The organism is Citrobacter sp. CK199, assembly GCF_030333285.1.
GTDB lineage: Bacteria > Pseudomonadota > Gammaproteobacteria > Enterobacterales > Enterobacteriaceae > Citrobacter_B > Citrobacter_B koseri.
Genome location: NZ_JAOWGF010000021.1, coordinates 321915 through 348430 on the forward strand (window position 1 = coordinate 321915; position 26516 = coordinate 348430).

26 protein-coding genes and 1 tRNA gene are annotated in these 26516 nt (G+C 52.7%); 18 read left to right on the forward strand and 9 right to left on the reverse strand.

Going from position 1 to position 26516, the window contains the following annotated elements; genetic code table 11:
- Positions 1-798 carry a lipopolysaccharide core heptose(I) kinase RfaP gene (gene rfaP, locus OGX75_RS02800; protein ID WP_286451021.1) on the reverse strand — a complete coding sequence of 266 codons (798 nt, stop codon included), beginning with the start codon at positions 796-798 and terminating at the stop codon, positions 1-3.
- Complete coding sequence (locus OGX75_RS02805) at positions 791-1915, reverse strand: glycosyltransferase family 4 protein (protein WP_200053715.1); 1125 nt, start codon at positions 1913-1915, stop codon at positions 791-793. The genes rfaP and OGX75_RS02805 overlap by 8 nt, the downstream gene beginning before the upstream one ends.
- 422 nt (positions 1916-2337) lie before the next feature.
- Here OGX75_RS02805 and waaA point away from each other — a divergent pair, with 422 nt between their 5' ends.
- A complete protein-coding gene (gene waaA / locus OGX75_RS02810; RefSeq protein ID WP_012135770.1) occupies positions 2338-3615 on the forward strand; it encodes a lipid IV(A) 3-deoxy-D-manno-octulosonic acid transferase in 1278 nt (425 codons plus the stop codon).
- An 8-nt stretch (positions 3616-3623) separates the two neighbouring features.
- On the forward strand, positions 3624-4103 hold the full coding sequence (gene coaD, locus OGX75_RS02815) for a pantetheine-phosphate adenylyltransferase (RefSeq protein WP_012135771.1): 480 nt from the start codon (positions 3624-3626) through the stop codon (positions 4101-4103).
- Positions 4104-4154: 51 nt separating this feature from the next.
- On the opposite strand, the gene mutM is transcribed toward coaD, so the two are convergent.
- The 4 genes from mutM to radC all read right to left on the reverse strand — a co-directional run bounded on the left by mutM (position 4155) and on the right by radC (position 6366).
- The gene (gene mutM / locus OGX75_RS02820) at positions 4155-4964 is read right to left on the reverse strand and encodes a bifunctional DNA-formamidopyrimidine glycosylase/DNA-(apurinic or apyrimidinic site) lyase (RefSeq protein WP_071259180.1); all 810 of its coding nucleotides are present in this window, start codon (positions 4962-4964) and stop codon (positions 4155-4157) included.
- 98 nt (positions 4965-5062) lie between these two features.
- Positions 5063-5230, reverse strand: a complete 168-nt coding sequence (gene rpmG, locus OGX75_RS02825) for a 50S ribosomal protein L33 (RefSeq protein WP_001051798.1) — start codon at positions 5228-5230, stop codon at positions 5063-5065.
- Between the two features lie 20 nt (positions 5231-5250).
- Complete coding sequence (gene rpmB / locus OGX75_RS02830) at positions 5251-5487, reverse strand: 50S ribosomal protein L28 (RefSeq protein ID WP_003024071.1); 237 nt, start codon at positions 5485-5487, stop codon at positions 5251-5253.
- A 216-nt stretch (positions 5488-5703) separates the two neighbouring features.
- A complete protein-coding gene (gene radC, locus OGX75_RS02835) occupies positions 5704-6366 on the reverse strand; it encodes a RadC family protein (RefSeq protein WP_047460249.1) in 663 nt (220 codons plus the stop codon).
- 173 nt (positions 6367-6539) lie between these two features.
- Here radC and coaBC point away from each other — a divergent pair, with 173 nt between their 5' ends.
- The 3 genes from coaBC to slmA all read left to right on the forward strand — a co-directional run bounded on the left by coaBC (position 6540) and on the right by slmA (position 8902).
- A complete protein-coding gene (gene coaBC / locus OGX75_RS02840) occupies positions 6540-7760 on the forward strand; it encodes a bifunctional phosphopantothenoylcysteine decarboxylase/phosphopantothenate--cysteine ligase CoaBC (protein WP_286448775.1) in 1221 nt (406 codons plus the stop codon).
- Complete coding sequence (gene dut / locus OGX75_RS02845; protein ID WP_006687626.1) at positions 7738-8196, forward strand: dUTP diphosphatase; 459 nt, start codon at positions 7738-7740, stop codon at positions 8194-8196. The genes coaBC and dut overlap by 23 nt, the downstream gene beginning before the upstream one ends.
- 109 nt (positions 8197-8305) lie before the next feature.
- Positions 8306-8902 carry a nucleoid occlusion factor SlmA gene (slmA, locus tag OGX75_RS02850; protein ID WP_012135776.1) on the forward strand — a complete coding sequence of 199 codons (597 nt, stop codon included), beginning with the start codon at positions 8306-8308 and terminating at the stop codon, positions 8900-8902.
- A 75-nt stretch (positions 8903-8977) separates the two neighbouring features.
- Here the strand turns inward: slmA and pyrE are convergent, their stop codons facing one another.
- Both pyrE and rph read right to left on the reverse strand, forming a co-directional pair.
- Positions 8978-9619 (reverse strand): orotate phosphoribosyltransferase, encoded by a 642-nt coding sequence (gene pyrE / locus OGX75_RS02855; RefSeq protein WP_286451022.1) that lies wholly within the window; start codon positions 9617-9619, stop codon positions 8978-8980.
- A gap of 64 nt (positions 9620-9683) precedes the next feature.
- Positions 9684-10400 (reverse strand): ribonuclease PH, encoded by a 717-nt coding sequence (rph, locus tag OGX75_RS02860; RefSeq protein WP_012135779.1) that lies wholly within the window; start codon positions 10398-10400, stop codon positions 9684-9686.
- Between the two features lie 125 nt (positions 10401-10525).
- On the opposite strand from rph, the gene OGX75_RS02865 reads away from it, so the two are divergent.
- Positions 10526-11389, forward strand: a complete 864-nt coding sequence (locus OGX75_RS02865; RefSeq protein ID WP_012135780.1) for a YicC/YloC family endoribonuclease — start codon at positions 10526-10528, stop codon at positions 11387-11389.
- Between the two features lie 257 nt (positions 11390-11646).
- A complete protein-coding gene (locus tag OGX75_RS02870; protein ID WP_047460236.1) occupies positions 11647-12264 on the forward strand; it encodes a trimeric intracellular cation channel family protein in 618 nt (205 codons plus the stop codon).
- Here the strand turns inward: OGX75_RS02870 and ligB are convergent.
- A complete protein-coding gene (ligB, locus tag OGX75_RS02875) occupies positions 12261-13943 on the reverse strand; it encodes an NAD-dependent DNA ligase LigB (protein WP_286451023.1) in 1683 nt (560 codons plus the stop codon). The two genes, OGX75_RS02870 and ligB, sit on opposite strands and share 4 nt — an antisense overlap.
- A 256-nt stretch (positions 13944-14199) precedes the next feature.
- Between ligB and gmk the strand changes: the two genes are divergently transcribed.
- From gmk to OGX75_RS02930, 11 genes are all read left to right on the forward strand, one after another.
- Positions 14200-14823: a guanylate kinase gene (gene gmk / locus OGX75_RS02880; protein WP_071259166.1), complete on the forward strand. Its 624-nt coding sequence runs from the start codon at positions 14200-14202 to the stop codon at positions 14821-14823.
- A 54-nt stretch (positions 14824-14877) separates the two neighbouring features.
- Entirely contained in the window at positions 14878-15153 is a 276-nt protein-coding gene (rpoZ, locus tag OGX75_RS02885; RefSeq protein WP_000135058.1) for a DNA-directed RNA polymerase subunit omega, read from the forward strand.
- An 18-nt stretch (positions 15154-15171) separates the two neighbouring features.
- Complete coding sequence (gene spoT, locus OGX75_RS02890) at positions 15172-17283, forward strand: bifunctional GTP diphosphokinase/guanosine-3',5'-bis pyrophosphate 3'-pyrophosphohydrolase (RefSeq protein WP_058668291.1); 2112 nt, start codon at positions 15172-15174, stop codon at positions 17281-17283.
- Positions 17284-17287: 4 nt separating this feature from the next.
- Positions 17288-17977, forward strand: a complete 690-nt coding sequence (trmH, locus tag OGX75_RS02895; RefSeq protein WP_049011031.1) for a tRNA (guanosine(18)-2'-O)-methyltransferase TrmH — start codon at positions 17288-17290, stop codon at positions 17975-17977.
- 4 nt (positions 17978-17981) lie between these two features.
- A complete protein-coding gene (recG, locus tag OGX75_RS02900; protein ID WP_286451025.1) occupies positions 17982-20063 on the forward strand; it encodes an ATP-dependent DNA helicase RecG in 2082 nt (693 codons plus the stop codon).
- Between the two features lie 104 nt (positions 20064-20167).
- Positions 20168-21559, forward strand: a complete 1392-nt coding sequence (gene xanP / locus OGX75_RS02905) for a xanthine/proton symporter XanP (protein ID WP_024131065.1) — start codon at positions 20168-20170, stop codon at positions 21557-21559.
- Positions 21560-21680: 121 nt separating this feature from the next.
- Entirely contained in the window at positions 21681-23390 is a 1710-nt protein-coding gene (locus tag OGX75_RS02910) for an AsmA family protein (RefSeq protein ID WP_286451026.1), read from the forward strand.
- Positions 23391-23639: 249 nt separating this feature from the next.
- Positions 23640-23734, forward strand: a tRNA-Sec gene (locus OGX75_RS02915).
- A 163-nt stretch (positions 23735-23897) separates the two neighbouring features.
- On the forward strand, positions 23898-25097 hold the full coding sequence (locus OGX75_RS02920) for a tyrosine-type recombinase/integrase (protein ID WP_000778546.1): 1200 nt from the start codon (positions 23898-23900) through the stop codon (positions 25095-25097).
- Positions 25098-25265: 168 nt separating this feature from the next.
- Positions 25266-25970 (forward strand): hypothetical protein, encoded by a 705-nt coding sequence (locus OGX75_RS02925; protein ID WP_063411338.1) that lies wholly within the window; start codon positions 25266-25268, stop codon positions 25968-25970.
- Positions 25971-26513, forward strand: coding sequence for an ImmA/IrrE family metallo-endopeptidase (locus OGX75_RS02930; protein ID WP_000875106.1), 543 nt, complete (start codon positions 25971-25973; stop codon positions 26511-26513).
- The last annotated feature ends 3 nt before the right edge of the window (positions 26514-26516 follow it).

A 26516-nucleotide genomic window follows, 5' to 3' on the forward strand; every position in this document is an offset into this window, starting at 1 on the left:
TTATAACGCTTTTCTTATCGTTCTTTGTTTGATTTTTTGTGCTTTCGCCGCCGCTTGCTCAAGCAAACTGGCTTCCTTGCGAAGAATTTCACGCAGTGGCATCGAGAAATAAACGCGTAAAAAACGATAAATATCTCTCGAGGTCAGGCCAATTTCGAGTGAGGAGAAATAGAGTCCAATCAGATCCTTATCACGCCAGCGACGCGGCACCCGGCGACGAATTTGCGCACGATGCAGATCAATCACGGAAAGTTTTATATCAGCCACATCAGTCGGTAATGGTTGCTGTAGTAAAAAATGGCAAATATAACAATCCCGATGATTCACCCCACCACGATGCATTTTCCCCACCATCTCCGCCAGTCGGGTGATAATGGTTCGTTTTAAGGTGAGGTCAGGACGTTCTTCACTCCACCTGGCGCAAAAGTCTTCAAGGCTTATTGCCGGCGAGAGATCTTCCGTGATGATAAACGATGTCCGCTGCAACGGATTCAACCCTTTTTGCCCAAACGCGACGCCGGTCATGGTATCAACATTCAGTGATTGCAGACGGTGAATAGCCAGCCACTCGCGATCTGCGCCAAGAACGGGCATACGCAAGGAAATGAGGTTTTTTAGCACTTCTTTCAGCGTGGTTCCGTGATGGTATTTCAGGAAATACCCTTTACCCATCATCTCAAAACGCAGCGTCCTCCGGGTCTCCAGAGCGCGGAAAACCTCTCCGTCCAGTTTCGTTACTTCGACAAACGGATCTTTACCTTGCCACTGCGTAGTGAATGGCTCTTTTAATTCAATCATTCTCAAAACCTAAAATGATATCAGCCGCTTTATCAGCCAGACTGTAGAGATCTTCTGTATCGGCAAAGTGTCTTGCATGGCTTGCCCATTCACTTCGCTGCTCACCTTTCTCCAGCGCATCGCAGAGGGAAGCATTCAGGACTTCCTGTGCAAAAGGCTCCGGTATAACAACGCCACACTGCGCAGCATTGATATAGTGCGCATATCCACAAACTTCGGTGGTCAGCACGGGTAGTCCGGCGACAATCGCCTCTAATAATACGATTCCGGCCGCTTCCTGAACGGCAGGATGAAGCAGTAAATCAGCAGCAGACATCAGCGCTGAAATATCATCGCGCCCTGAAAAAAACTGCACCTGCTTCTCAATCCCTAGTTGACGCGCCTGGGCCTGATACCGGTCGGCCTTGTCTTGCCCGACAACCATCAATTGCGTACGTTGACGTATTGCTTCAGGTAAAGAAGCTACCGCCAGTAACGTTCTTGGTACGCCTTTGCGTTTAAAATCCGAACCTACCTGCAAAAGCAGGAACTGATCTAACCCAATGCCATTTTTTTCTCTGACAATCTGTCTGCTGTTTTCAGGTTGCTGGCTGTATTTCCTGTCCGGGTATATCCCTGGCGGCAAAATATGAAAACGGCGATCCTCAGTATGATAATGATGCTTAAAATCACCGATTTGCTTATTTGTTAACATCAAAAGCTCGGTATGAGCACCTTGCTGGAAGGTCGCTTTTTCAAAAGCTGCATAGTGCTTATAACGACTGGTCAGCTTATAAAAGAACCCCTTTTCACGGGCGACTTTTTCCGCATAGCACACATCTGCCGCATAATAGACATCAAGCCCGGGCATTTTATTAAACCCAACGACGCGATCGACGGGATGTTGACTCAGGTAGCTCTGAACCCACTGATAATACTGCTCATTTTTTCCATGATTAGTTCTGGCAGTCACCGGAACAAGGATAATTTCAAGGTCGGAGGGACGTTCGCCCTGCCACTGCTGAGTCAATACCTGAACATGATGGCCACGCGCCGCAACCGTATGCGCTATTCGCAGGAAATCACGCTGCAACCCGCCATAGGGAAAATATTTGTACAAACAAAAAGCAATGGTCATGCAATAATATCCGCGTTACGTCGCCAAACATCCCAGGCCAGGCAGGTAAAAGCGCCGTAATCCTTGTCTGCAAACAAAGACTACCCTCCATATTCCCGGCGCCCTGAAGGCTGATGGCTGCCTGAATTTGCGCAATAGTATACCATTGATTAGCTCCCGAACCGAAATGAATGTTTTTTAAGCAAAAAGTTAATTTTTAATTTCAAAACAATAAGATGTAAACCATTACTACTGAAGGACAGAGCACAATTTCACGCGTTATTCGGCGTTAACAGCCTGTTTTGATGTATCTGGAGAAAAACACCTACCGCAAATAATGTATTGTCAATTCAGGTGTTTTAGTGCAACAAGGATAAAAATGATGGTAAAGCCCAGGCTAAATACATAGAATCCCCAGCACATCCATCAGTCAGCTATTTACTATGCTCGAATTGCTTTACACCGCCCTTCTCTACCTTATTCAGCCCTTGATCTGGATACGGCTTTGGGTGCGTGGACGTAAAGCGCCAGCCTACCGTAAACGCTGGGGCGAACGTTACGGTTTTTACCGTCATCCGCTTAAACCTGGCGGGATCATGCTGCATTCCGTCTCTGTGGGTGAAACACTGGCGGCAATTCCTTTAGTTCGCGCCCTGCGACACCGTTATCCTGATTTGCCGATTACCGTCACCACCATGACGCCTACCGGCTCAGAGCGCGTACAGTCCGCATTCGGCAGCGATGTTCAGCACGTCTATCTTCCTTATGATTTGCCCGATGCGCTCAACCGTTTCCTGAATAAAGTTGACCCTAAACTGGTGTTGATTATGGAAACCGAGCTCTGGCCGAACCTGATTGCCGCGCTGCATAAACGTCATATTCCGTTGGTTATCGCCAACGCGCGCCTTTCCGCCCGATCGGCTGCTGGCTATACAAAGCTGGGGAAATTTGTTCGCAGACTGCTGCGGCGCATTACGCTAATCGCGGCGCAAAATGAAGAAGATGGCGCGCGTTTTATCGCGTTGGGTGCGAAAAATAACCAGCTCACCGTCACCGGCAGTCTGAAATTTGATATTTCCGTGACGCCGCAGCTTGCTGCAAAAGCGGTTACGCTACGTCGCCAGTGGGCGCCGCACCGCCCGGTGTGGATCGCCACCAGTACGCATGACGGCGAAGAGAGTATTGTTATCGCCGCCCATCAGGCATTGCTGCATCAATTCCCTAACCTGCTGCTGATTCTGGTTCCTCGCCATCCAGAGCGGTTCCCGGATGCGATTAACCTCGTGCGCCAGGCAGGGCTCAGCTATACCACGCGTTCCTCAGGAGAGGTGCCGTCCGCCAGTACCCAGGTTGTTATTGGCGATACAATGGGCGAATTAATGCTACTGTATGGTATTGCGGATCTCGCATTTGTCGGCGGTTCGCTGGTTGAACGCGGAGGACATAACCCGCTGGAAGCTGCCGCGCACGCGATACCGGTATTGATGGGCCCTCATACCTTTAACTTCAAAGATATTTGCGCCCGACTGGAGCAAGCAAGCGGGCTGATTACCGTAACCGATGCCACAACGCTGGTAAAAGAGGTTTCGTCTTTACTGACCGACGCGGATTATCGTAATTTCTACGGTCGACACGCCGTTGAAGTGCTGTACCAAAACCAGGGTGCGCTACAGCGTCTGTTACAACTGCTGGAACCTTACCTGCCACCGAAAACGCATTGAGGGCTGTCATGCAAAAACGGGCGATTTACCCAGGAACCTTCGATCCGATCACCAACGGCCATATTGATATCGTGACGCGCGCGACGCAGATGTTCGATCACGTTATCCTCGCCATTGCCGCCAGCCCCAGCAAAAAACCGATGTTTACCCTTGAAGAGCGTGTAGCGCTGGCGCAACAGGCGACGGCGCACCTCGGCAACGTGGAAGTCATGGGATTCAGCGATTTAATGGCCAACTTCGCGCGCATTCAGCAGGCCAATATTTTGATTCGCGGCTTGCGCGCCGTGGCTGATTTTGAATATGAAATGCAGCTGGCGCACATGAATCGCCATTTAATGCCGCAGCTTGAAAGCGTCTTCCTGATGCCTTCAAAAGAGTGGTCTTTTATCTCTTCTTCGCTGGTAAAAGAAGTGGCGCGCCATCAGGGCGACGTTACCCACTTCTTACCGGAGAACGTTCATCAGGCCCTGATGGATAAGCTGAAGTAAAACGCTTTTGCCGGATGGCGCGTCAGCGCGTTATCCGGCCTGCAATCCATCTTATTTCTGACACTGACGGCAGTAGAACGTCGCCCGTTGCGCGTGTTTAGTTGCAACGATCGGCGTACCGCAAACCCGGCACGGTTCCCCTTTACGTCCGTAAACCTGCAACTCCTGAGCAAAATAGCCCGGCTTACCATCGCTTTGCAGAAAATCTTTCAACGTTGTACCACCCTGCTCGATGGAACGCAGTAAAACGGCCTTAATCACGCGGGCCAGCAGCTCACACTCAGCCTGCGATAATGACGACGCCAGACGGTCAGGATGGATGCCAGCCGCAAACAACGACTCGCTGGCGTAGATATTTCCCACGCCCACCACCAGTTTGTTATCCATCAGCCAGGGTTTAATTGCCGTTTTCTTCTTCGCACATTTCTGCTGCAAATAAGCCCCGTTAAAATCGTCGCTCAGCGGCTCCGGGCCGAGATGCGCCAGCACGTTATGCCCTTCCAGCTCTTTCGTCCACAGCCAGGCGCCGAAGCGGCGAGGATCGGTGTAGCGCAGGACTTTGCCATTGCTCATCACCAGATCAACGTGGTCATGTTTTTCAGCGGGAAGTTCTTCAGGAAGGATACGCAAACTGCCCGACATTCCCAGATGAATGATGATCCAGCCATCCGGTAACTCCAGCAGCAAATATTTCGCGCGGCGTTGAACGCTGAGAACGGGTTTATCGCTCAGGCGGTAGATCTCTTCCGATACCGGCCAGCGCAGACGTCCATTACGCACATTGGCATGCAGAATGGTTGCCCCAACCAGATGCGGTTCAATGCCGCGGCGGCTGGTTTCAACTTCAGGTAATTCAGGCATAACGTCTCCGGCTCTGTTTCAGGTCTCATTAATATGGGGACGGCCAGAAAACAAAAAACCCCGCCGAAGCGAGGTTTTTCACTACATCAAAGCGAGAATTATTTGATTTTCGCTTCTTTGTAGATAACGTGCTGACGGACAACTGGATCGAACTTTTTCAGTTCCAGTTTTTCCGGCTTAGTACGTTTGTTCTTCGTGGTGGTATAGAAGTGACCAGTACCAGCAGAAGAAACCAGCTTGATTTTCTCACGAATACCTTTAGCCATGATTTATTTCCTCTAAGTACTTAGTACTTTTCGCCACGGGCACGCAGTTCGGACAGAACTGTTTCGATGCCTTTCTTATCAATTACACGCATACCTTTAGCAGATACACGCAGGGTGACAAAACGCTTCTCGCTCTCAACCCAGAAACGGTGAGAGTGCAGGTTAGGCAGGAAACGGCGTTTAGTCGCGTTCAGTGCGTGGGAACGGTTGTTACCGGTCACCGGACGCTTGCCAGTAACTTGGCAGACTCGGGACATGTCTATTCTCCAAAAATCAAATTAGCTCGAGCTTCGTATGGGGTATTGGCGCCTCGTCAGGCTTCTCAGCCTGGTTATCGCAGTTCATTGTGAACTCTCGATTGCCAGGCCCAAATGCCAAACCCGAGATTCTCAAAGGTGGCGTAGTATACGCTGTGTAAGCGATGTGCTCAAGTCCCGAACAGACAAAGATCCCGATGGATCGCGCGAAGTGTTCTAAATCCAACCACGTTCGGCAAAAGAAACGTACTCTCCGCGCCCAATCACAAGGTGATCCAGTACTCGTATATCCATGAACTGACAACATTTTACGACACGTTCGGTGATGAGTTTATCCGCTTTGCTCGGTTCTGCACACCCCGAGGGGTGATTATGCGCAAGGATCACCGCAGAAGCATTTAATTTTATCGCCTCGCGGATAATCTCGCGCGGATGCACCTCGACATGATTCAGCGTGCCGGAAAAAAGACGGCTGTGTTTAATCACCCGGTGCCGGGCATCCAGAAAGATCACAAGGAAGATCTCCCGCTCTTCCCCCGCCAACTGGCTTTGCAGAAACTCACGCGTCATTTCCGGGCTCAACAACGCGTTTTCCTTCATCATGCGCGCCTTGTAATAGCGCCTTGCCAGTTCGGCAATCCCCTTAAGCTGCGCATACTTAGCGATACCGATACCTGTACCGCGAAATTGCGCGAAATCCGCAGACAGCAACCCATAGAGCGACCCACTGCGTTGCAGCGTTTCATGCGCCAGAGCCATCACATCTTTTCCTGGCACTCCTGTACGTAAAAAGAGCGCCAGCAGTTCAACATCCGTCAGCGAACCAATTCCTGACTTCAACATTTTTTCCCGGGGCATTAAACGTTCCGGCGCATCCATACGTTCACCTCCTTAAGCACGCCTCATGGTGGCATAGCTCCTGGGGTGAATCGACGCCCGTATTTCACTCCTGCGTAGCGCCTCGCAAAGTGAATTACGGGCAACTGCACGACGGGATTCAGGATTGTGATAAAATGTCCGCCTTCTGGTGCAATCCAACAGGAAAGATCATGATGAGCCTGGCTGGCAAAAAAATCGTTCTCGGCGTGAGCGGCGGCATTGCTGCCTATAAAACCCCTGAACTGGTGCGTCGTTTACGCGAACGCGGCGCCGACGTCCGCGTGGCGATGACCGAAGCGGCAAAAGCCTTTATCACGCCCCTGAGCCTACAGGCGGTGTCGGGTTATCCCGTTTCTGACAGTCTGCTTGACCCTGCCGCAGAAGCCGCGATGGGCCATATTGAGCTGGGGAAATGGGCGGATTTAGTTATCCTCGCGCCAGCCACGGCAGATCTGATCGCTCGCGTTGCTGCCGGTATGGCCAACGATCTGGTTTCAACGATTTGTCTGGCGACATCCGCCCCGATTGCCGTACTTCCGGCCATGAACCAGCAAATGTATCGCGCCGCCGCCACGCAACATAATCTGGATGTACTCGCGTCACGCGGAATGCTTATCTGGGGGCCGGACAGCGGCAGCCAGGCGTGTGGAGACGTGGGGCCAGGACGCATGCTCGACCCGTTGACCATTGTGGATATGGCGGCAGCGCATTTCTCCCCTGTCAACGATCTGCAACATCTCAACATCATGATTACGGCGGGCCCGACGCGCGAGCCGCTCGATCCGGTGCGTTATATCTCTAACCACAGCTCCGGTAAGATGGGATTTGCCATTGCCGCCGCCGCCGCACGACGCGGCGCCAACGTTACGCTGGTTTCCGGCCCCGTTGCGCTGCCCACGCCACCTTTTGTTCAGCGCATTGATGTGATGACTGCGCTGGAAATGGAAGCGGCAGTCCAGGCAGCGGTTCAGAAGCAGCATATTTTCATCGGCTGTGCTGCGGTTGCTGATTACCGTGCAGCTGCCGTCGCCAGCGAAAAAATTAAGAAACAGGCGACGCAGGACGATGAATTAACAGTAAAAATGGTCAAGAACCCTGATATTGTCGCCGGGGTCGCCGCACTCAAAGACAAGCGTCCTTATGTCGTTGGGTTTGCCGCGGAAACAAATAATGTGGAAGAATACGCCCGGCAAAAACGTATCCGCAAAAACCTTGATCTGATCTGCGCGAACGATGTTTCACTTTCAACTCAAGGATTTAATAGCGACAGCAACGCATTGCACCTTTTCTGGCAGGATGGAGATAAAGCCTTACCGCTCGAACGGAAAGCGCTCCTGGGCCAATTATTACTCGACGAGATCGTGACCCGTTATGATGAAAAAAATCGACGTTAAGATTCTGGACCCGCGCGTTGGGCAGCAATTTCCGCTTCCAACTTATGCCACCTCCGGCTCCGCCGGACTTGACCTGCGCGCCTGTCTCGATGACGCCGTAGAACTGGCGCCTGGCGCAACAACGCTGGTGCCGACCGGTCTGGCGATTCATATTGCCGATCCGTCTCTGGCGGCGGTAATGCTGCCACGTTCCGGCCTGGGCCATAAGCATGGTATTGTGCTCGGCAATCTGGTCGGCCTGATCGACTCTGACTATCAGGGTCAGTTAATGGTTTCCATCTGGAACCGTGGCCAGGACAGCTTTACCATTGAGCCGGGCGAACGTATTGCTCAGATGGTTTTCGTACCGGTTGTACAGGCCGAATTTAATCTGGTGGAAGAGTTTGAAGCCACCGACCGTGGTGAAGGCGGCTTCGGCCATTCTGGTCGCAAGTAAGACATTTACGCATCCTGATAACGACATAACATCGCCGCAAACGCTGAGTTTGCGGTCATAGTGTGGATGCTCGCCTGGCAAGTGCTTATTTTCAGGGGTATTTTGTAACATGGCAGAAAAACAAACTGCGAAAAGGAATCGTCGCGAAGAAATACTTCAGTCTCTGGCGCTGATGCTGGAATCCAGCGATGGAAGCCAACGCATCACAACAGCGAAACTGGCAGCCTCCGTCGGCGTTTCTGAAGCGGCGCTGTATCGCCATTTTCCCAGTAAGACTCGCATGTTCGATAGTCTGATTGAGTTTATCGAAGACAGTCTGATTACCCGTATCAATCTGATCTTAAAAGATGAGAAAGACACCAGCGCGCGTCTGCGTTTAATTGTGTTGTTGATTCTGGGCTTCGGCGAACGCAACCCAGGCCTGACGCGTATCCTCACCGGTCATGCGTTAATGTTTGAACAAGATCGCCTGCAAGGACGGATTAACCAGCTGTTTGAGCGCATTGAAGCGCAGCTGCGTCAGGTTCTGCGGGAAAAAAGAATGCGCGAAGGCGAAGGGTACGCCACGGATGAAACCCTGCTGGCAAGTCAGTTGCTGGCGTTTTGTGAAGGGATGTTGTCCCGCTTTGTACGCAGCGAGTTCAAATACCGCCCAACGGACGATTTCGACGCCCGCTGGCCGTTGGTTGCTGCGCAATTGCAGTAACAGCGTAGCCGGATGGCGGCGATGCCTTATCCGGCCTTACAGGCCCGGTAAGCGCTACGCCGCCGGGCAATTCACTTAAACCCCGTACGCTTCCCGATACGCGCGCACTGCCGCCAGATGCTCCACCATCTCTGGTTTCTCTTCCAGATACGCAATCAGGTCTTTCAGCGTGATAATCGAGATCACCTGACACCCGTAATCGCGTTCCACTTCCTGAATTGCGGAAATCTCGCCACGGCCACGCTCCTGACGATCCAAAGAAATCAGCACCCCCGCCAGACTTGCGCCATTCGCCTGGATAATCTCCATTGATTCACGAATCGCAGTACCCGCAGTGATCACATCATCCACCAGCATCACGCGTCCCTGTAATGGGCTCCCGACCAGACTTCCGCCTTCACCGTGGTCTTTGGCTTCCTTACGGTTAAAGCAGTACGGCAGGTCTTTGTCATGGTGTTCCGCCAGTGCAACAGCGGTGGTCGTCGCAATCGGAATACCTTTATAGGCCGGACCAAACAGCAGATCGAAATCGATACCCGAATCCACCAACGCTTCGGCATAAAAACGTCCCAGCAGAGCCAGATCGCGCCCGGTATTAAACAGCCCGGCGTTGAAGAAATAGGGGCTTTTGCGCCCGGATTTCAGCGTAAATTCGCCAAACTTTAGTACCTGCTTGTTAAGCGCAAACTCAATAAACTGGCGCTGATACGGTTTCATGGATTCGCTCCTCATTTCACTTTATTACAGACAAAAAAAAGGCGACTCGCTGGTCGCCTTAAAATCAATTTTCTAACGCCGCTTTCTGCGTCGCTACAATGGATTCGATTCCCCCTCGGGCTAGCGCCAACAAGGTAAGGAGTTCTTCGTGACTGAACGGCTCGCCTTCTGCCGTTCCCTGCACTTCAATAATTCGACCGTCTTCGGTCATTACCACGTTCATATCGGTTTCAGCCGCGGAGTCTTCAACGTACTCCAGATCGCAGAGCGCTTCACCATTCACGATGCCGACGGAAACCGCAGCCACCATCCCTTTCATCGGGTTGGTTTTCAGCTTACCGTTCGCGACCAGCTTGTTCAACGCATCGGCCAGCGCAACACAAGCCCCGGAGATAGATGCAGTACGCGTACCGCCGTCCGCCTGGATCACATCGCAATCCAGAGTGATAGTAAACTCGCCAAGCGTTTTAAGATCGACAGCAGCGCGCAGCGCGCGGGCGATCAGACGCTGGATTTCCATCGTGCGGCCGCCCTGCTTGCCTTTCGCCGCTTCACGCGCGTTACGGGTATGCGTAGCGCGTGGCAACATGCCATATTCTGCGGTGATCCACCCCTGGCCCTGCCCTTTCAAAAAGCGCGGTACGCCTTCTTCGATAGATGCCGTGCACAGCACCTTGGTATCTCCAAATTCGACCAGCACCGAGCCTTCAGCGTGTTTTGTATAGTTACGGGTCAGGGTTACGGGACGCACCTGATTAGCGCTACGGCCTGCTGGACGCATATTGAGATCTCCGGCTTGAAACGAATGTGGCTGCGCATTATACGGACTTCCGGCGGTTATTCCTATCCTGACAAGGCATGGATGGCTATAATCCTTCCATCTCTCCTTTAAAAACAGGAACGTCTATGATCCGCAGTATGACCGCCTACGCCCGGCGTGAAATCAAGGGTGAATGGGGTAGCGCTACCTGGGAAATGCGCTCGGTAAACCAGCGTTATCTGGAAACGTATTTTCGTCTGCCGGAACAGTTCCGTAGCCTTGAACCTGTTGTACGCGAACGCATTCGTACACGCCTGACGCGCGGAAAAATCGAATGTACTTTACGCTTTGAACCCGATGCCAGCGCGCAAGGCGAACTCATTCTGAATGAGAAGCTGGCAAAGCAGCTCGTTGCCTCCGCGAACTGGGTCAAAATGCAGAGCGATGAAGGGGAAATCAACCCGGTAGATATCCTGCGTTGGCCGGGCGTCATGGCCGCCCAGGAACAGGATCTGGACGCGATTGCCGCAGAGATCCTCGCCGCGCTGGACGGGACGCTGGATGACTTCATTGTCGCCCGGGAAACCGAAGGTCAGGCTTTGAAAGCGCTGATTGAGCAGCGTCTGGAAGGCGTCAGCGCTGAGGTAGTGAAAGTCCGCGCCCATATGCCGGAAATCCTGCAATGGCAGCGCGAACGTCTGGTAGCAAAACTGGAAGACGCACAGGTACAACTGGAAAATAACCGTCTGGAGCAAGAGCTGGTGCTGATGGCACAGCGCATTGACGTGGCGGAAGAGCTGGATCGTCTGGACGCGCACGTCAAAGAAACCTACAACATCCTGAAGAAAAAAGAGGCGGTTGGCCGTCGTCTGGACTTTATGATGCAGGAGTTCAACCGCGAGTCGAACACGCTGGCCTCCAAATCCATCAATGCTGATGTCACCAATTCTGCAATTGAGCTGAAAGTATTGATCGAGCAAATGCGCGAGCAAATACAGAATATCGAGTAAACCTCATTCCCACGTAGCCCGTCGCGATGCGATGGTGCTACGTGCTTCCTTTACACTCCGTACTGCCCTCGCCACTTTCGGATTATTTTTTCTTATCCATTTTCTAATCCATTAAAAATGAATAACGCATAAATAGCGGATGAATCGCAATAACCACATAAACTATAGTTATCAAAATTGCTTCACCTTAGAAAATCTCAATCGTGATATTACGCACAAATCGTTAATCTCTGCCCTCAGTAAACCAGGGGGAAGACATGCTGTTACACGTTCTCTACTTAATTGGCATTACTGCCGAAGCCATGACCGGGGCGCTCGCTGCGGGTCGACGCCGCATGGATACATTTGGCGTAATTATCATTGCCACCGCGACAGCAATTGGCGGCGGTTCCGTTCGCGATATTCTGCTCGGTCACTATCCGCTCGGTTGGGTACAGCACCCTGAGTACGTGATTATTGTCGCTTCTGCTGCGGTTCTGACGACGATCGTCGCCCCTGTAATGCCTTACCTACGCAAACTGTTCCTTGTACTTGATGCGCTGGGCTTAGTGGTCTTTTCTATTATCGGCGCTCAGGTTGCGCTGGATATGGGGCATAGCCCGGTCATCGCTATTGTGGCGGCTGTCATTACCGGCGTATTTGGCGGCGTATTGCGTGACATGTTCTGCAAACGTATTCCGCTGGTCTTCCAGAAAGAGCTGTATGCTGGTGTTTCCTTTGCGTCTGCCGTGTTGTACATCGCGCTACAACACTACGTATCCAACCACGACGTCGTGGTTATCTCCACGCTGGTTTTTGGCTTTACCGCTCGCTTGCTGGCGCTGCGTCTCAAACTTGGCCTGCCAGTGTTTTACTATCGCCACGAAGGTCACTAAGGGCTAAAGCCGTTAATATGCCGGGCAGCCAGCCAGTTGCCCAGCGCCCGTATTTCCGGGTTATCCCGCCACTGGATGACCCGCCTGGCGCGCCCCTCCCCTGTCGCCGGAAGCTGTTGCCAGTATCCTGCCGTGCATGCCAGTAGCTGCCCCCATGAACGATCGCCGCTGGCCTTAAGCGCCGCCTGCGTTAACGGTATGCCCATCGCCATCACCCAGCGGATAAATGGCCGATGCCGCACCAGGTTAAACTGATGCCATAACTGCTTGCTTTTTTCTTTACTAAACCCAGGTGTCGCCTGTAGTTGTTCCTGCGTTAACGCGAGCCAGGAGAAAATATGCTCGAAACGATGCGCCTGGTGAAGCACACGCCATCCTGCCTCCCCTATCCCGTCAACCTCCAGCGCCTCCTTCGACCCCAGCCAGACCAGCCTGGCGATGAACTGCTCCTGGCATACCTCAGTCGCATAAAAACAGGTTAATGCGTTATAGCGATTCCCCGGCGGTGCGGGCTTATCCCGTTGAGTGCTACGCCAGACAACCTTATCAATACGCGGAATCCCCTGTCCGGCAAGGCTGACAAGAATGTGGTCACCTGGCGCAATGTCCCACTCCTCCCAACGCCTGACAGACCCTACATTTACGCGCTTCACCCGCTTATCATCCAGCATCACTGGCGCAAGCGACGCCACAACCGAGATTTTCCCGCTCTTGCCGACAGCGAACTGAACCCCGGTGACTTCAGCCACTTTCGCGACCGGAGGATACTTCCAGGCAGCCAGCCAGTCACCCTGCCCAGGCATCCAGTGTCTGGCCTCGGGTTCTTTACCCGTTCTTACCACGACTCCATCAGTAACGAACGGTAATCCCGTTGTCCACCATGCTGTACGCACGCGTTCAACATCATCAGCGCTTTTCACCGGTTGAGAATATTGTTGTGCAAAGCCAAATCCTGCCCCGGACAGTTGACGCAAGCGCTCAGGCATCGTTGCCGGGCCATCAGGCCATGCCCAGATGAAAACAGACAGCGACTGGAGCGACGAGGTGTTATTCTGGCGCATCATCATTCCGGCGACCTTCGAACGGGCATTCATTCCTCCCATCTGCCGCTGAATATGGTTGTCGCGCAGCAAAAAAATCTCACCCTGCAACGTGCTATTGGCAAGCGCGCCTTTTGTGCTTTGCGGTACTGCGGGTATTAAACGCACCTTCTGCGTCCAGTCCTCGCCTTTAAGCCCGTTCCCCCGGCTAATCGCGCTGACCAGGCGCCCACCCCGGTATACGAGAGTAACCGCCACTCCATCCACTTTCGGTTGCACCCACAAATCGCTGCGCTTACGCATCCACTGCTGCACCGCCTGTTTGTCCGCAAGCTTTCGCACCCCCGTATGCGGAACAGGATGGGGCAATGAGCCGCTCACTGGCGGCGCCAGTTCTGCCCCGGTATCACCGCCAAAGCAGCGTTGCCATTGCACCAATTGCGCGCTGAGCTGATCGTAAACGCTATCTTCTACCGCACTAACCCCCTGCTGCCAGTAACTGTCGTTCCACTGGGCGAGCTGCTGCTGTAGCCGGGCGATTTCGTCATTCGCTCTGGCTGGCGACCAGTCAGGGCAAGCCGCCCATACCGGGAAATGCCACAGCAACAGACTCAACACGATGCTTTTCCCTCTTCTCATCAGTACCTCCGCTGTAGATTGCGGGCCAGGTATAACGCGGGGCGTCATCAAAACCGAGAGGCAAAAAGCGATCGTGCGAACACGCTTCCAGACATTTTCATTGATTGCAGTAACTACACGGTAAATCAGGAAACAGGTACGCAAAACGCAATAAACTGACGCAAAAAGTGTGACAAAGGCTACGTCACATAGCGGCGACGTGTATAATAAGCTCGTATGTAGGCTCTCTTTCGATAATCACATACATAAGATACTCATGGCTCAAGGCACGCTTTATATTGTTTCTGCCCCCAGTGGCGCGGGTAAATCCAGCCTGATTCAGGCGTTGTTAAAAACCCAACCGTTGTATGACACCCAGGTTTCTGTTTCACACACCACGCGCGCACCGCGTCCGGGTGAAGTGCATGGCGAGCATTATTTCTTTGTCGATCATCATGAGTTCAAAACCATGATTGGCAGAGATGCGTTTCTGGAGCACGCTGAAGTGTTTGGTAACTATTACGGCACATCGCGTGAAACCATTGAGCAAGTGCTGGCAACGGGTGTGGATGTTTTTCTGGATATCGACTGGCAGGGCGCGCAGCAAATTCGTGAGAAGATGCCGCAAGCGCGCAGTATCTTTATTTTACCGCCATCCAAAATTGAGCTGGACCGCCGCCTTCGCGGGCGCGGTCAGGATAGCGAAGACGTAATCGCAAAACGTATGGCGCAAGCTGTTGCAGAAATGAGCCATTACGCCGAATATGATTACCTTATTGTGAATGATGATTTCGACACCGCCCTGGGCGATCTGAAAACCATTATTCGCGCCGAACGTCTGCGCATGAGCCGCCAAAAGCAGCGTCATGACGCTTTAATCAGCAAACTGTTGGCAGACTGAACCCACTTTCAGTATTATGCCCAGTCATTTCTTCACCTGTGGAGCATTTTAAATATGGCACGCGTAACTGTTCAGGACGCTGTAGAGAAAATTGGTAACCGTTTTGACCTGGTACTGGTCGCCGCGCGTCGCGCTCGTCAGATGCAGGTAGGCGGCAAGGATCCGCTTGTACCGGAAGAAAACGATAAAACTACCGTAATCGCGCTGCGCGAAATCGAAGAAGGTCTGATCAACAACCAGATCCTCGACGTCCGTGAGCGCCAGGAACAGCAAGAGCAGGAAGCCGCTGAATTACAAGCCGTTACCGCTATTGCTGAAGGCCGTCGTTAATCACAAAGCGGGTCGCCCTTGTATCTGTTTGAAAGCCTGAATCAACTGATTCAAAACTACCTGCCTGAAGACCAGATAAAACGTCTTCAGCAGGCGTATCTCGTTGCACGTGACGCTCACGAGGGTCAGACACGTTCAAGCGGTGAACCCTATATCACGCACCCGGTTGCGGTAGCCTGTATTCTGGCCGAGATGAAACTCGACTATGAAACACTGATGGCTGCGCTGCTGCATGACGTGATTGAAGATACTCCTGCGACCTACCAGGACATGGAACAGCTTTTTGGTAAAAGCGTTGCAGAGCTGGTAGAAGGGGTATCCAAGCTTGATAAGCTTAAGTTCCGCGATAAGAAAGAAGCGCAGGCTGAAAACTTTCGCAAGATGATTATGGCGATGGTGCAGGATATCCGCGTCATTCTCATCAAACTTGCCGACCGCACTCACAACATGCGCACGCTGGGCTCATTACGCCCGGATAAACGTCGCCGCATCGCCCGTGAAACCCTTGAGATCTACAGTCCGCTGGCGCACCGTTTAGGTATTCATCACATTAAAACCGAGCTGGAAGAGCTGGGTTTTGAAGCGCTGTACCCAAACCGCTATCGCGTGATTAAAGAAGTGGTAAAAGCCGCTCGCGGCAACCGCAAAGAGATGATTCAAAAAATCCTCTCTGAGATCGAAGGGCGTTTGCAGGAAGCAGGCATTCCGTGTCGCGTGAGTGGGCGTGAAAAGCATTTGTACTCTATCTACTGCAAAATGGTGCTCAAAGAGCAGCGTTTTCACTCCATCATGGACATCTACGCCTTTCGCGTGATCGTACATGATGCCGATACCTGCTATCGCGTACTCGGCCAGATGCACAGCCTGTATAAGCCGCGTCCAGGGCGAGTAAAAGACTATATCGCCATTCCAAAAGCGAACGGCTATCAGTCTTTACACACTTCAATGATCGGCCCGCACGGCGTTCCGGTTGAGGTACAAATCCGTACCGAAGACATGGACCAGATGGCGGAAATGGGGGTTGCGGCGCACTGGGCTTATAAAGAGCACGGTGAAACCAGCACCACCGCGCAAATCCGCGCCCAGCGCTGGATGCAAAGCCTGCTGGAGCTGCAACAGAGCGCCGGTAGCTCGTTTGAATTTATCGAGAGCGTTAAATCCGATCTCTTCCCGGATGAGATTTACGTTTTCACACCGGAAGGGCGCATTGTTGAGCTGCCTGCCGGTGCCACGCCGGTCGACTTCGCCTATGCCGTACATACCGATATCGGTCATGCCTGCGTAGGCGCGCGCGTCGACAGGCAGCCATACCCGCTGTCACAGCCGCTTACCAGCGGTCAGACCGTCGAAATTATTACCGCCCCTGGCGCACGCCCGAATGCGGCATGGCTTAACTTTGTCGTCAGCTCAAAAGCTCGCGCCAAAATTCGCCAGTTGCTGAAGAACCTCAAGCGTGATGATTCCGTCAGCCTGGGGCGCCGTTTGCTCAACCATGCCCTCGGCGGCAGCCGTAAACTGGCTGAAATCCCGCAGGAGAATATCCAGCGCGAACTGGAGCGTATGAAGCTCGCAACGCTGGACGATCTGCTGGCGGAAATTGGTCTGGGCAATGCGATGAGCGTGGTGGTGGCGAAAAATCTTCAGCAAGGCGAAGCCGCCGTACCTGCCACAACGCAGTCCAATCATGGGCATTTGCCGATTAAAGGCGCGGATGGCGTGCTGATCACCTTTGCGAAGTGCTGCCGCCCGATTCCAGGCGACCCGATCATTGCGCACGTCAGCCCAGGTAAAGGGTTAGTGATCCACCATGAATCCTGCCGCAACATCCGTGGTTACCAGAAAGAGCCAGAGAAGTTTATGGCTGTGGAATGGGACAAAGAGACGGAGCAGGAGTTCATCACTGAAATTAAGGTGGATATGTTTAATCACCAGGGGGCGCTGGCCAACCTGACGGCGGCAATCAACACGACGACCTCCAATATTCAGAGTCTGAATACGGAAGAAAAGGATGGTCGCGTCTATAGCGCCTTTATTCGCCTCACCGCGCGTGACCGTGTTCATCTGGCGAATATCATGCGCAAAATCCGCGTGATGCCGGACGTGATAAAAGTCACCCGTAACCGAAACTAGTTTTATGAACTTACAGCGTTATGCGCGTATCTGCGAGATGCTCGCCAGGCGTCAGCCTGATCTGACGGTCTGCATGGAGCAGGTCCACAAACCTCATAATGTCTCGGCGATCATTCGCACCGCCGACGCAGTAGGCGTACACGAAGTTCACGCCGTCTGGCCGGGCAGCCGTATGCGCACCATGGCGTCGGCGGCAGCGGGCAGCAATAGCTGGGTACAGGTGAAAACCCACCGTACCATCGGCGATGCGGTCAGCCACTTGAAGGGCCGGGGCATGCAGGTTCTGGCGACTCATCTCTCTGATAAAGCGGTTGATTTCCGCGAAATCGATTACACGCGCCCAACCTGCATCCTGATGGGGCAGGAGAAAACCGGCATCACCCAGGAAGCCTTAGACCTTGCAGATCAGGACATCATCATCCCGATGATCGGCATGGTGCAGTCACTTAACGTTTCCGTCGCTTCCGCTCTGATTCTCTACGAAGCGCAGCGCCAGCGGCAGAACGCAGGCATGTACCTGCGTGAAAACAGCATGCTGCCGGAAGACGAACAGCAGCGCCTGCTGTTTGAGGGTGGCTATCCGGTGCTGGCGAAAGTCGCTAAGCGCAAGGGCCTGCCCTACCCTCACGTAAACATGCAGGGTGAGATCGAGGCCGACGCCGCCTGGTGGTCCACGATGCAGGCGGCAGGGTAATCACATGAAAGGCCGTTTGCTGGATGCCATCCCGCTCAATTCCCTGACCGGCGTTGGCGCAGCGCAAAGCAGCAAACTGGCGAAAATTGGCCTGCACACCGTGCAGGACCTCCTGTTGCACCTTCCCCTGCGTTATGAAGATCGCACCCATCTTTACCCGATTGGCGAACTGCTGCCGGGCATTTACGCCACTGTTGAAGGCGAAGTGCTGAACTGCAATATCACCTTCGGCGGTCGCAGGATGATGACCTGCCAGATTAGCGACGGCTCCGGCATTCTCACCATGCGCTTTTTCAACTTCAGCGCGGCAATGAAAAACAGCCTGGCGACCGGGCGGCGCGTACTGGCCTATGGTGAAGCCAAACGCGGGAAGTACGGCGCGGAGATGATTCACCCTGAATACCGCGTGCAGGGCGATCTCAGCACGCCGGAGCTTCAGGAAACGCTCACGCCCGTTTATCCGACCACCGAAGGCATTAAGCAAGCCACGCTGCGTAAGCTCACCGACCAGGCGCTGGACCTGCTTGATACCTGCGCCATTGCCGAGCTTCTGCCGCCTGAACTTGCGCAAGGAATGATGAGCCTGCCGGAAGCCTTGCGCACGCTGCATCGCCCACCACCGTCGCTACAGCTTAGCGATCTGGAAACCGGGCAGCATCCGGCGCAGCGACGCCTGATTCTGGAAGAACTACTGGCGCATAACCTGAGCATGCTGGCGCTGCGTGCCGGCGCGCAGCGTTTTCACGCCCAGCCGCTTAGCGCGAACGATTCACTGAAGAATCAGCTGCTGACCGCATTGCCGTTCAAACCAACGGGTGCGCAGGCGCGCGTAGTGGCGGAGATCGAACGTGACATGGCGCTCGATGTGCCAATGATGCGTCTGGTGCAGGGCGACGTCGGTTCCGGTAAAACGCTGGTCGCCGCACTGGCTGCGCTACGCGCCATTGCGCATGGCAAACAGGTGGCATTGATGGCGCCGACAGAACTGCTGGCCGAGCAGCATGCCAGTAACTTCCGCAACTGGTTTGCACCGCTTGGTATTGAAGTGGGTTGGCTGGCAGGTAAACAGAAGGGGAAAGCGCGCCTGGCGCAGCAGGAAGCCATCGCCAGCGGGCAGGTACAGATGGTGGTCGGCACCCACGCGATTTTCCAGGAGCAGGTACAATTTAACGGGCTGGCGCTGGTGATTATCGATGAACAGCACCGCTTCGGCGTCCATCAACGTCTGGCGCTGTGGGAAAAAGGTCAGCAGCAGGGGTTCCACCCGCATCAGTTAATCATGACCGCAACGCCGATCCCCCGAACCCTGGCAATGACCGCCTATGCCGATCTCGATACCTCCGTGATTGATGAGCTACCGCCGGGTCGCACACCTGTCACTACCGTTGCCATCCCGGACACCCGTCGTAGCGATATTATCGATCGCGTCCGCAATGCCTGTACCCAGGAAGGCCGCCAGGCATACTGGGTCTGTACGTTGATTGAAGAGTCGGATTTGTTAGAAGCCCAGGCTGCGGAAGCGACATGGGAAGAGCTCAGGCTCGCCTTACCGGAGTTGAAGATTGGTCTGGTTCATGGGCGGATGAAACCCGCAGAGAAGCAGGCGGTGATGGCGGCCTTTAAGCAAGGTGAGCTGCACCTGCTGGTCGCGACAACGGTGATTGAAGTCGGGGTGGATGTCCCCAACGCCAGCCTGATGATTATCGAAAACCCGGAACGGTTAGGTCTGGCGCAATTACACCAGTTGCGTGGACGCGTGGGCCGCGGCGCGGTGGCCTCCCATTGCGTACTGCTCTACAAATCACCGCTCTCGAAAACCGCACAGAAGCGCCTTCAGGTCTTACGGGACAGCAACGACGGCTTTGTGATTGCGCAAAAGGATTTAGAGATTCGCGGCCCCGGTGAACTGCTGGGCACGCGTCAGACGGGTAACGCCGAGTTCAAAGTGGCGGATTTGCTGCGCGATCAGGCCATTATCCCGGATGTTCAACGCATCGCCCGTCACATTCACGAACATTATCCGCAACAGGCAACCGCCCTGATTGAACGCTGGATGCCCGAAACCGAGCGTTATTCCAACGCCTGATAACCCCTTGCCCGAGACCGTTTGTAAAATTTATAAATGCAATCGTTTGCTTTTACCATCTGGTCAGATAAAATCACCGCTTTTCCACCATGGGATTGCCTCTGATGTCTGTTAACACCGTCGAGTCGGCAAATGCGCAACCGGTTGCGCAGACGCAAAACAGCGAACTGATTTACCGTCTTGAAGATCGCCCGCCGCTCCCTCAAACCCTGTTTGCCGCCTGTCAGCACCTGCTGGCAATGTTCGTCGCGGTCATCACGCCAGCGTTGTTAATCTGCCAGGCGCTCGGTTTACCGGCACAAGATACTCAACACATTATCAGCATGTCGCTGTTCGCCTCCGGTGTGGCCTCAATTATTCAAATCAAAGCATGGGGGCCGGTCGGTTCAGGGTTGTTATCTATTCAGGGCACCAGTTTTAACTTCGTCGCCCCGCTGATTATGGGCGGCACCGCGCTGAAAACCGGCGGAGCGGACGTCCCCACCATGATGGCGGCGCTATTCGGCACGCTGATGCTGGCAAGCTGCACCGAGATGGTTCTCTCCCGCATACTGCATCTGGCGCGCCGCATTATCACACCGCTGGTCTCCGGCGTGGTGGTGATGATTATCGGTCTGTCGCTGATCCAGGTGGGTTTAACATCCATTGGCGGCGGCTATGCCGCAATGAGCGACAACACCTTTGGCGCGCCCAAAAACCTGATGCTGGCAGGCGTCGTACTGGCGCTGATCATCCTGCTTAACCGCCAGCGCAACCCCTACCTGCGTGTGGCCTCGCTGGTGATCGCGATGGCGGCAGGCTATCTGCTGGCCTGGTTTATGGGAATGCTGCCGGAAAACACCACACCGGCAACACAAGACTTAATCATGGTGCCCACGCCGCTGTACTACGGTCTGGGCATTGACTGGAACCTGCTGCTGCCGCTGATGCTGGTCTTTATGATCACCTCACTGGAGACCATCGGCGATATCACCGCCACCTCCGATGTCTCCGAGCAGCCGGTCTCCGGGCCGCTGTATATGAAGCGTCTGAAAGGCGGCGTGCTGGCTAACGGCCTGAACTCCTTTGTTTCCGCCGTGTTCAATACCTTCCCCAACTCCTGTTTCGGGCAGAATAACGGCGTGATTCAGTTGACCGGCGTGGCCAGCCGTTATGTCGGCTTTGTGGTAGCGCTGATGCTGATCCTGCTCGGCCTGTTCCCGGCGGTAAGCGGCTTTGTGCAGCACATTCCTGAACCGGTGCTCGGCGGCGCCACGCTGGTGATGTTCGGCACCATCGCCGCTTCCGGCGTGCGTATCGTCTCCCGTGAGCCGCTGAACCGCCGCGCTATCCTGATTATCGCGCTGTCGCTGGCTGTCGGCCTGGGCGTTTCTCAGCAGCCGCTGATCCTGCAATTTGCGCCAGACTGGGTGAAAAACCTGCTCTCCTCCGGCATTGCCGCTGGGGGCATCACCGCTATCGTTCTGAACCTGATTTTCCCGCCAGAGAAGCCGTAAGCGAAATGCGGCGATGATCGACAATCATCGCCGCTGTAACGCTCTTTCACCATTCCCGCCTTGAGGATTGCGCGTAAATCGTGCATAACTCAGATGTGTGCACTTCGCGGGATGGAAGACCATGAAATTTATTGGAAAGCTGATTCTCTACATATTGATTGCCCTTTTGGTGGTGATCTTCGGCCTCTATTTTCTGCTGCAAACCCGCTGGGGCGCGGAGCATGTAAGCGCCTGGATATCAGAGAACAGCGGGTACAGCCTGACATTTGATATCATGGACCACCGCTTCTCCGCACCGTCCCACATTTTGCTTGAGAACGTTACGTTTGGCCGGGATGGCCAGCCCGCCACGTTAGTCGCGAAAACGGTGGATATCGGCCTGAGCAGTCGCCAGATAACCGATCCCCTGCACGTCGACGCCATCCTGTTGCAGGACGGCACGCTCAATATCTCCCCGCAAACCGCACCGCTTCCTGTTCAGGCTGACCGCCTGCAATTACAGAACATGGCACTTAACAGCCCGGGCGGTGAGTGGAACCTGAGCGCTCAGCGCGTTAACGGCGGCGTGGTTCCCTGGCGTCCCGAAGCGGGCAAGGTATTGGGGAATAAGGCGCAGATCCAGCTCAGCGCCGGTTCACTCACGCTGAATGATGTTCCCGCGACCAACGTGCTGATTGAAGGCAGCATTGATAAGGAACAGGTAATCTTAAGCAACATTGGCGCAGACATTGCGCGCGGCGCCTTAACCGGCGTGGCGCGACGCAACGCGGACGGCAGTTGGGTGGTGGAAAATCTGCGTCTGAACGACATCCGGCTGCAAAGCGATAAATCGCTGACCGACTTTTTTGCCCCGCTCACCGCTATCCCGTCTCTGCAAATTGGCCGTCTTGAAGTGACCGATGCCCGCCTGCAAGGCCCGGACTGGGCAGTAACCGACCTCGATCTCAGTTTGCGCAACCTGACGTTCAGCAAAGATGACTGGCAGACGCAAGAAGGCAAACTGTCGATGAATGCCAGCGAGTTCATCTACGGTTCGCTGCATTTCTTCGATCCCATTCTGAATGCCGAATTCTCACCGCAGGGCATTGCGCTACGCCAGTTCACGACCCGCTGGGAAGGCGGTATGGTCAGAACATCCGGCAACTGGCTGCGTAATGGCAAAGCGCTAATCCTCGACGATGCCGCCATTGCCGGGCTGGAATACACGCTGCCGGAAAACTGGAAGCAGCAGTGGATGAAACCTCTGCCAGGCTGGTTAAACAGCCTGACGCTGAAAAAATTCAGCGCCAGTCGCAACCTGGTGATTGATATCGACCCGGCTTTCCCGTGGCAGCTCACCGCGCTGGATGGTTATGGCGCGAATCTGGGACTGGTGCAGAACCATCAATGGGGCGTATGGAGCGGGAACGCAACGCTTAACGCGGCAGCCGCGACGTTTAACCGTGTGGACGTGCGTCGCCCCTCTCTGGCGCTGGCGGCAAACAGCAGCACAGTTAACATCAACGAACTGAGCGCATTTACGGAGAAAGGGCTGTTAGAAGCCACGGCCAGCGTTTCACAACTCCCCCAGCGCCAGACAAAAGTCAGCCTGAACGGACGCGGCGTGCCAATGAACGTCTTGCAGCAATGGGGATGGCCTGCGCTGCCCATTTCCGGCGACGGCAACATCCAGCTTACCGCCAGCGGTAATATCCAGGCGGACGCCCCACTGAAGCCAACGGTAAACGGCCAGTTGCACGCGGTAAACGCCGATAAACAGCAGGTGACGCAAACAATGCGGGCAGGCGTTGTGTCAGGAGCGGAAGTCACGCAACCACAGCCTGCGCAATAGTGTGTTTTGCCCGGTGGCGCTACGCTTACCGGGCCTGTGACAGGTTTTCTCACGAAACGTCGCATGGACGCTATGTGAACTCATAATTCCCAAAAGATATGAAAACAGGTAACTCATGGATTTTGTGAAGATTTATATGAAACCGATCATGGTAAGGCGAAAGGCTGATGAAAAAAGTGAGAGGGGGGATGTGGAAACCTTGAGAAAGTAGCTATAATGCGCCCCGCCTCCATGTAGCAATGTGGGCGCGGAAGATCGTCGTCTCCGGTGAGGCGGCTGGACTTCAAATCCAGTTGGGGCCGCCAGCGGTCCCGGGCAGGTTCGACTCCTGTGATCTTCCGCCAATTAGCCTCCCCTGAATTCCCCCACAGTCAATAAATCCCTTATACTACCTGCTATTGCAATCAGTTATGTTCTCCTGAGGTCAACTCATGTCTACCAGAATCAAGTACATTCTGGGGGCATTATGGGGGGCATAAAAGATGCCCCCATTTTGAGGTGCCCCCAATGAAGTTAACAGCCCGTCAAGTTGATACTGCTAAACCGAAAGAAAAGCCTTACAAGTTATCTGATGGCGGTGGTCTCTACCTTGAGGTAGCGACCAGCGGCTCACGTTACTGGCGTTTGAAGTACCGTTACGCTGGTAAAGAAAAACGCCTGGCCTTTGGTGTATATCCAGAAGTCTCCTTAGCTGAAGCGCGTGATAAACGTGAAGCTGCCAAAAAGGTACTGGCGGCGGGCAACGATCCTGGTGAAGTAAAGAAAGCGGAGAAAATCGCTCAGAAGCTAGGCTTTGAAAACACTTTTGAAGCAATTGCGAGAGAATGGCATCAGGTGAGAGCTGACCGTTGGTCGTTGCGCTATCGTGAAGAAATCATTGATACGTTCGAGAAAGATGTTTTTCCCTACATTGGCAAGCGTCCCATTGCAGAGATAAAACCGATGGAGTTACTTGAAACTCTGCGCCGAATGGAAAAACGTGGAGCACTAGAAAAGATGCGCAAAGTCCGGCAACGCTGTGGTGAAGTATTCCGTCATGCGATTGTGACCGGACGTGCTGAATACAATCCTGCCCCCGATCTCGCTACTGCCCTCGCTACACCTAAGAAAACACATTTTCCCTTTCTGACCGCTGAAGAACTACCGCACTTCCTCAAAGATCTAGCTGGGTACACTGGTAGCATTATTACCAAGACGGCAACCCAAATCATCATGCTTACAGGTGTACGAACTCAGGAGTTGCGTTTCGCCCGTTGGGAAGATATCAACTTTGAAAAGCGACTCTGGGAGATACCAGCTGAAGTAATGAAGATGAAACGACCGCATATCGTACCTATGTCGGATCAGGTAGTAGCACTCTTTGAATCACTAAAACCTATTACTGGGCTATACCCACTTGTATTCATTGGACGCAATGATCGCACTAAGCCGATCTCAAAGGAAAGCATTAATCAGGTGATCGAGTTATTAGGATACAAAGGAAGGGTGACGGGGCATGGTTTTCGTCACACAATGAGTACCATACTACACGAAGAAGGTTTTGACTCTGCGTGGATTGAAACTCAACTTGCTCATGTGGACAAGAATGCGATTCGTGGAGCTTACAACCATGCGCAGTATCTGGATGGAAGGAAAGAGATGATGCAGTGGTATGCTTCGTTTATAACGAACTTGAGCATCGCAAGTGTCAGAAACATAGCAAGTTGAGGCATCGGATTGGCTTGAAAACATCTTTTACTAGATTGATTTTTAAGCCACAATGCAATAGAGGTCACATTTTTACGAGATCTAAGCATGAACGAGCAGTCAACAATAGCTGGTATCATATACAAGAGTAGAGAGGATATGGCATGGGCAGGCCTAATGAGGTAGAGAATGTCGATTAAAGATAAAGCTCAACACGGAGATTCACACCCTAAGCCAAAACTTTGCCATCATAGTAAATGGATTACTTTTCTATCCATTGCTTTCTGTACCTTAGTAACTAGTTTTTTTTGGCTTTTCATTTTCTATTTAGTTCTACGCCCAAGTTTTTACTCTTACATTGGGTTCGCTGATAATTTTGTGCTTAAAAAGCCTGATATCATTTCTGATCCCAAAATTTTACAGAACATCGGTAAGATGGTCACTGATGGTACCCTTTTAAGTCTGGACGATTTTTGGTCTTTCCAAAGTAATTTATATCAAACAATTATTACTGTACTCATTGCACTCAATGGGATAGTAGCAGCATTTTCATTTCTTATTATCAAAAACTCTTCCACTGCAAAAGCAAAAGAAGAAGCTAGAGATATTGCCGTTGTCGAAGTAAACCAATATGTAGAAAGTTCAAAATTTGAAAAAGAAATAAAGAGAATTTTATACGAAAAGATTGAACCTGTACAATTTGATTTGCTAGCTCAAATCAGTTCAATTGACGAGATTAAACTTAGCCAACAAGAACACAATCAGTCATTTGAGAAGCTTGAGCAAGAACTAGATGGTTTAAAAAGGAACCTTAAATTAATTGCTGAAAGTATTTCTTTAAAAGATACCTCAGATGAAGATGGCAGCGACTTTATCTTAGGAAGGAGAAGTTAAATGGCGTTTATGACTAAGAAATTAAAAAGTAGCGGTGTAATAAGCGGCCAAGACATTGATATGACAACGGCTTCAGAACTTATTGTTTTTGCTAAAAAAAATAACATTGAAACAAGTCCTCTAGATGTTTCAAGACTAACCAATTTATTAGGTATAACGATGCGACTAGAGCCGATGAAAGGAGAAGAATCGGGTTCACTCAAGCAAGGGAAAAGCGGCAATTGGGTAATGACGATAAACTCATTACATCATCCGCATCGTCAACGCTTTACTATTGCCCATGAATTAGGCCACTTTATTCGACATACTCTCAATAGAAATAGTTTTACAGACACGGTTTTCTTCAGGAATGAAGAAACAAATAAAATGGAAGCTGAAGCAAATAGATTTGCTGCCGAGTTATTAATGCCAGAGATTGAATTCAGTAAGTTTATAGAAGAAAAATCCAATCAAGTGGCTGATATAGCAGCACATTTCCAAGTATCATCAATGGCAGTGAGAATCCGTGCTCAACAATTAGGCTTCAGTGGACATAACTTATAAATC

Bases quoted from the DNA above. Each gene is read 5' to 3' on its own strand.
- rpoZ (WP_000135058.1), top strand. From the start codon at position 14,878: ATGGCACGCGTAACTGTTCAGGACGCTGTAGAGAAAATTGGTAACCGT.
- recG (WP_286451025.1), top strand. From the start codon at position 17,982: ATGAAAGGCCGTTTGCTGGATGCCATCCCGCTCAATTCCCTGACCGGC.
- coaBC (WP_286448775.1), top strand. From the start codon at position 6,540: ATGAGCCTGGCTGGCAAAAAAATCGTTCTCGGCGTGAGCGGCGGCATT.
- ligB (WP_286451023.1), bottom strand. From the start codon at position 13,943: ATGAGAAGAGGGAAAAGCATCGTGTTGAGTCTGTTGCTGTGGCATTTC.
- OGX75_RS02865 (WP_012135780.1), top strand. From the start codon at position 10,526: ATGATCCGCAGTATGACCGCCTACGCCCGGCGTGAAATCAAGGGTGAA.
- rfaP (WP_286451021.1), bottom strand. From the start codon at position 798: ATGATTGAATTAAAAGAGCCATTCACTACGCAGTGGCAAGGTAAAGAT.
- mutM (WP_071259180.1), bottom strand. From the start codon at position 4,964: ATGCCTGAATTACCTGAAGTTGAAACCAGCCGCCGCGGCATTGAACCG.
- dut (WP_006687626.1), top strand. From the start codon at position 7,738: ATGATGAAAAAAATCGACGTTAAGATTCTGGACCCGCGCGTTGGGCAG.
- xanP (WP_024131065.1), top strand. From the start codon at position 20,168: ATGTCTGTTAACACCGTCGAGTCGGCAAATGCGCAACCGGTTGCGCAG.
- waaA (WP_012135770.1), top strand. From the start codon at position 2,338: ATGCTCGAATTGCTTTACACCGCCCTTCTCTACCTTATTCAGCCCTTG.
- pyrE (WP_286451022.1), bottom strand. From the start codon at position 9,619: ATGAAACCGTATCAGCGCCAGTTTATTGAGTTTGCGCTTAACAAGCAG.
- trmH (WP_049011031.1), top strand. From the start codon at position 17,288: ATGAACTTACAGCGTTATGCGCGTATCTGCGAGATGCTCGCCAGGCGT.
- OGX75_RS02920 (WP_000778546.1), top strand. From the start codon at position 23,898: ATGAAGTTAACAGCCCGTCAAGTTGATACTGCTAAACCGAAAGAAAAG.
- rph (WP_012135779.1), bottom strand. From the start codon at position 10,400: ATGCGTCCAGCAGGCCGTAGCGCTAATCAGGTGCGTCCCGTAACCCTG.
- slmA (WP_012135776.1), top strand. From the start codon at position 8,306: ATGGCAGAAAAACAAACTGCGAAAAGGAATCGTCGCGAAGAAATACTT.
- rpmB (WP_003024071.1), bottom strand. From the start codon at position 5,487: ATGTCCCGAGTCTGCCAAGTTACTGGCAAGCGTCCGGTGACCGGTAAC.
- OGX75_RS02910 (WP_286451026.1), top strand. From the start codon at position 21,681: ATGAAATTTATTGGAAAGCTGATTCTCTACATATTGATTGCCCTTTTG.
- gmk (WP_071259166.1), top strand. From the start codon at position 14,200: ATGGCTCAAGGCACGCTTTATATTGTTTCTGCCCCCAGTGGCGCGGGT.
- coaD (WP_012135771.1), top strand. From the start codon at position 3,624: ATGCAAAAACGGGCGATTTACCCAGGAACCTTCGATCCGATCACCAAC.
- OGX75_RS02930 (WP_000875106.1), top strand. From the start codon at position 25,971: ATGGCGTTTATGACTAAGAAATTAAAAAGTAGCGGTGTAATAAGCGGC.
- OGX75_RS02870 (WP_047460236.1), top strand. From the start codon at position 11,647: ATGCTGTTACACGTTCTCTACTTAATTGGCATTACTGCCGAAGCCATG.
- OGX75_RS02805 (WP_200053715.1), bottom strand. From the start codon at position 1,915: ATGACCATTGCTTTTTGTTTGTACAAATATTTTCCCTATGGCGGGTTG.
- rpmG (WP_001051798.1), bottom strand. From the start codon at position 5,230: ATGGCTAAAGGTATTCGTGAGAAAATCAAGCTGGTTTCTTCTGCTGGT.
- radC (WP_047460249.1), bottom strand. From the start codon at position 6,366: ATGGATGCGCCGGAACGTTTAATGCCCCGGGAAAAAATGTTGAAGTCA.
- OGX75_RS02925 (WP_063411338.1), top strand. From the start codon at position 25,266: ATGTCGATTAAAGATAAAGCTCAACACGGAGATTCACACCCTAAGCCA.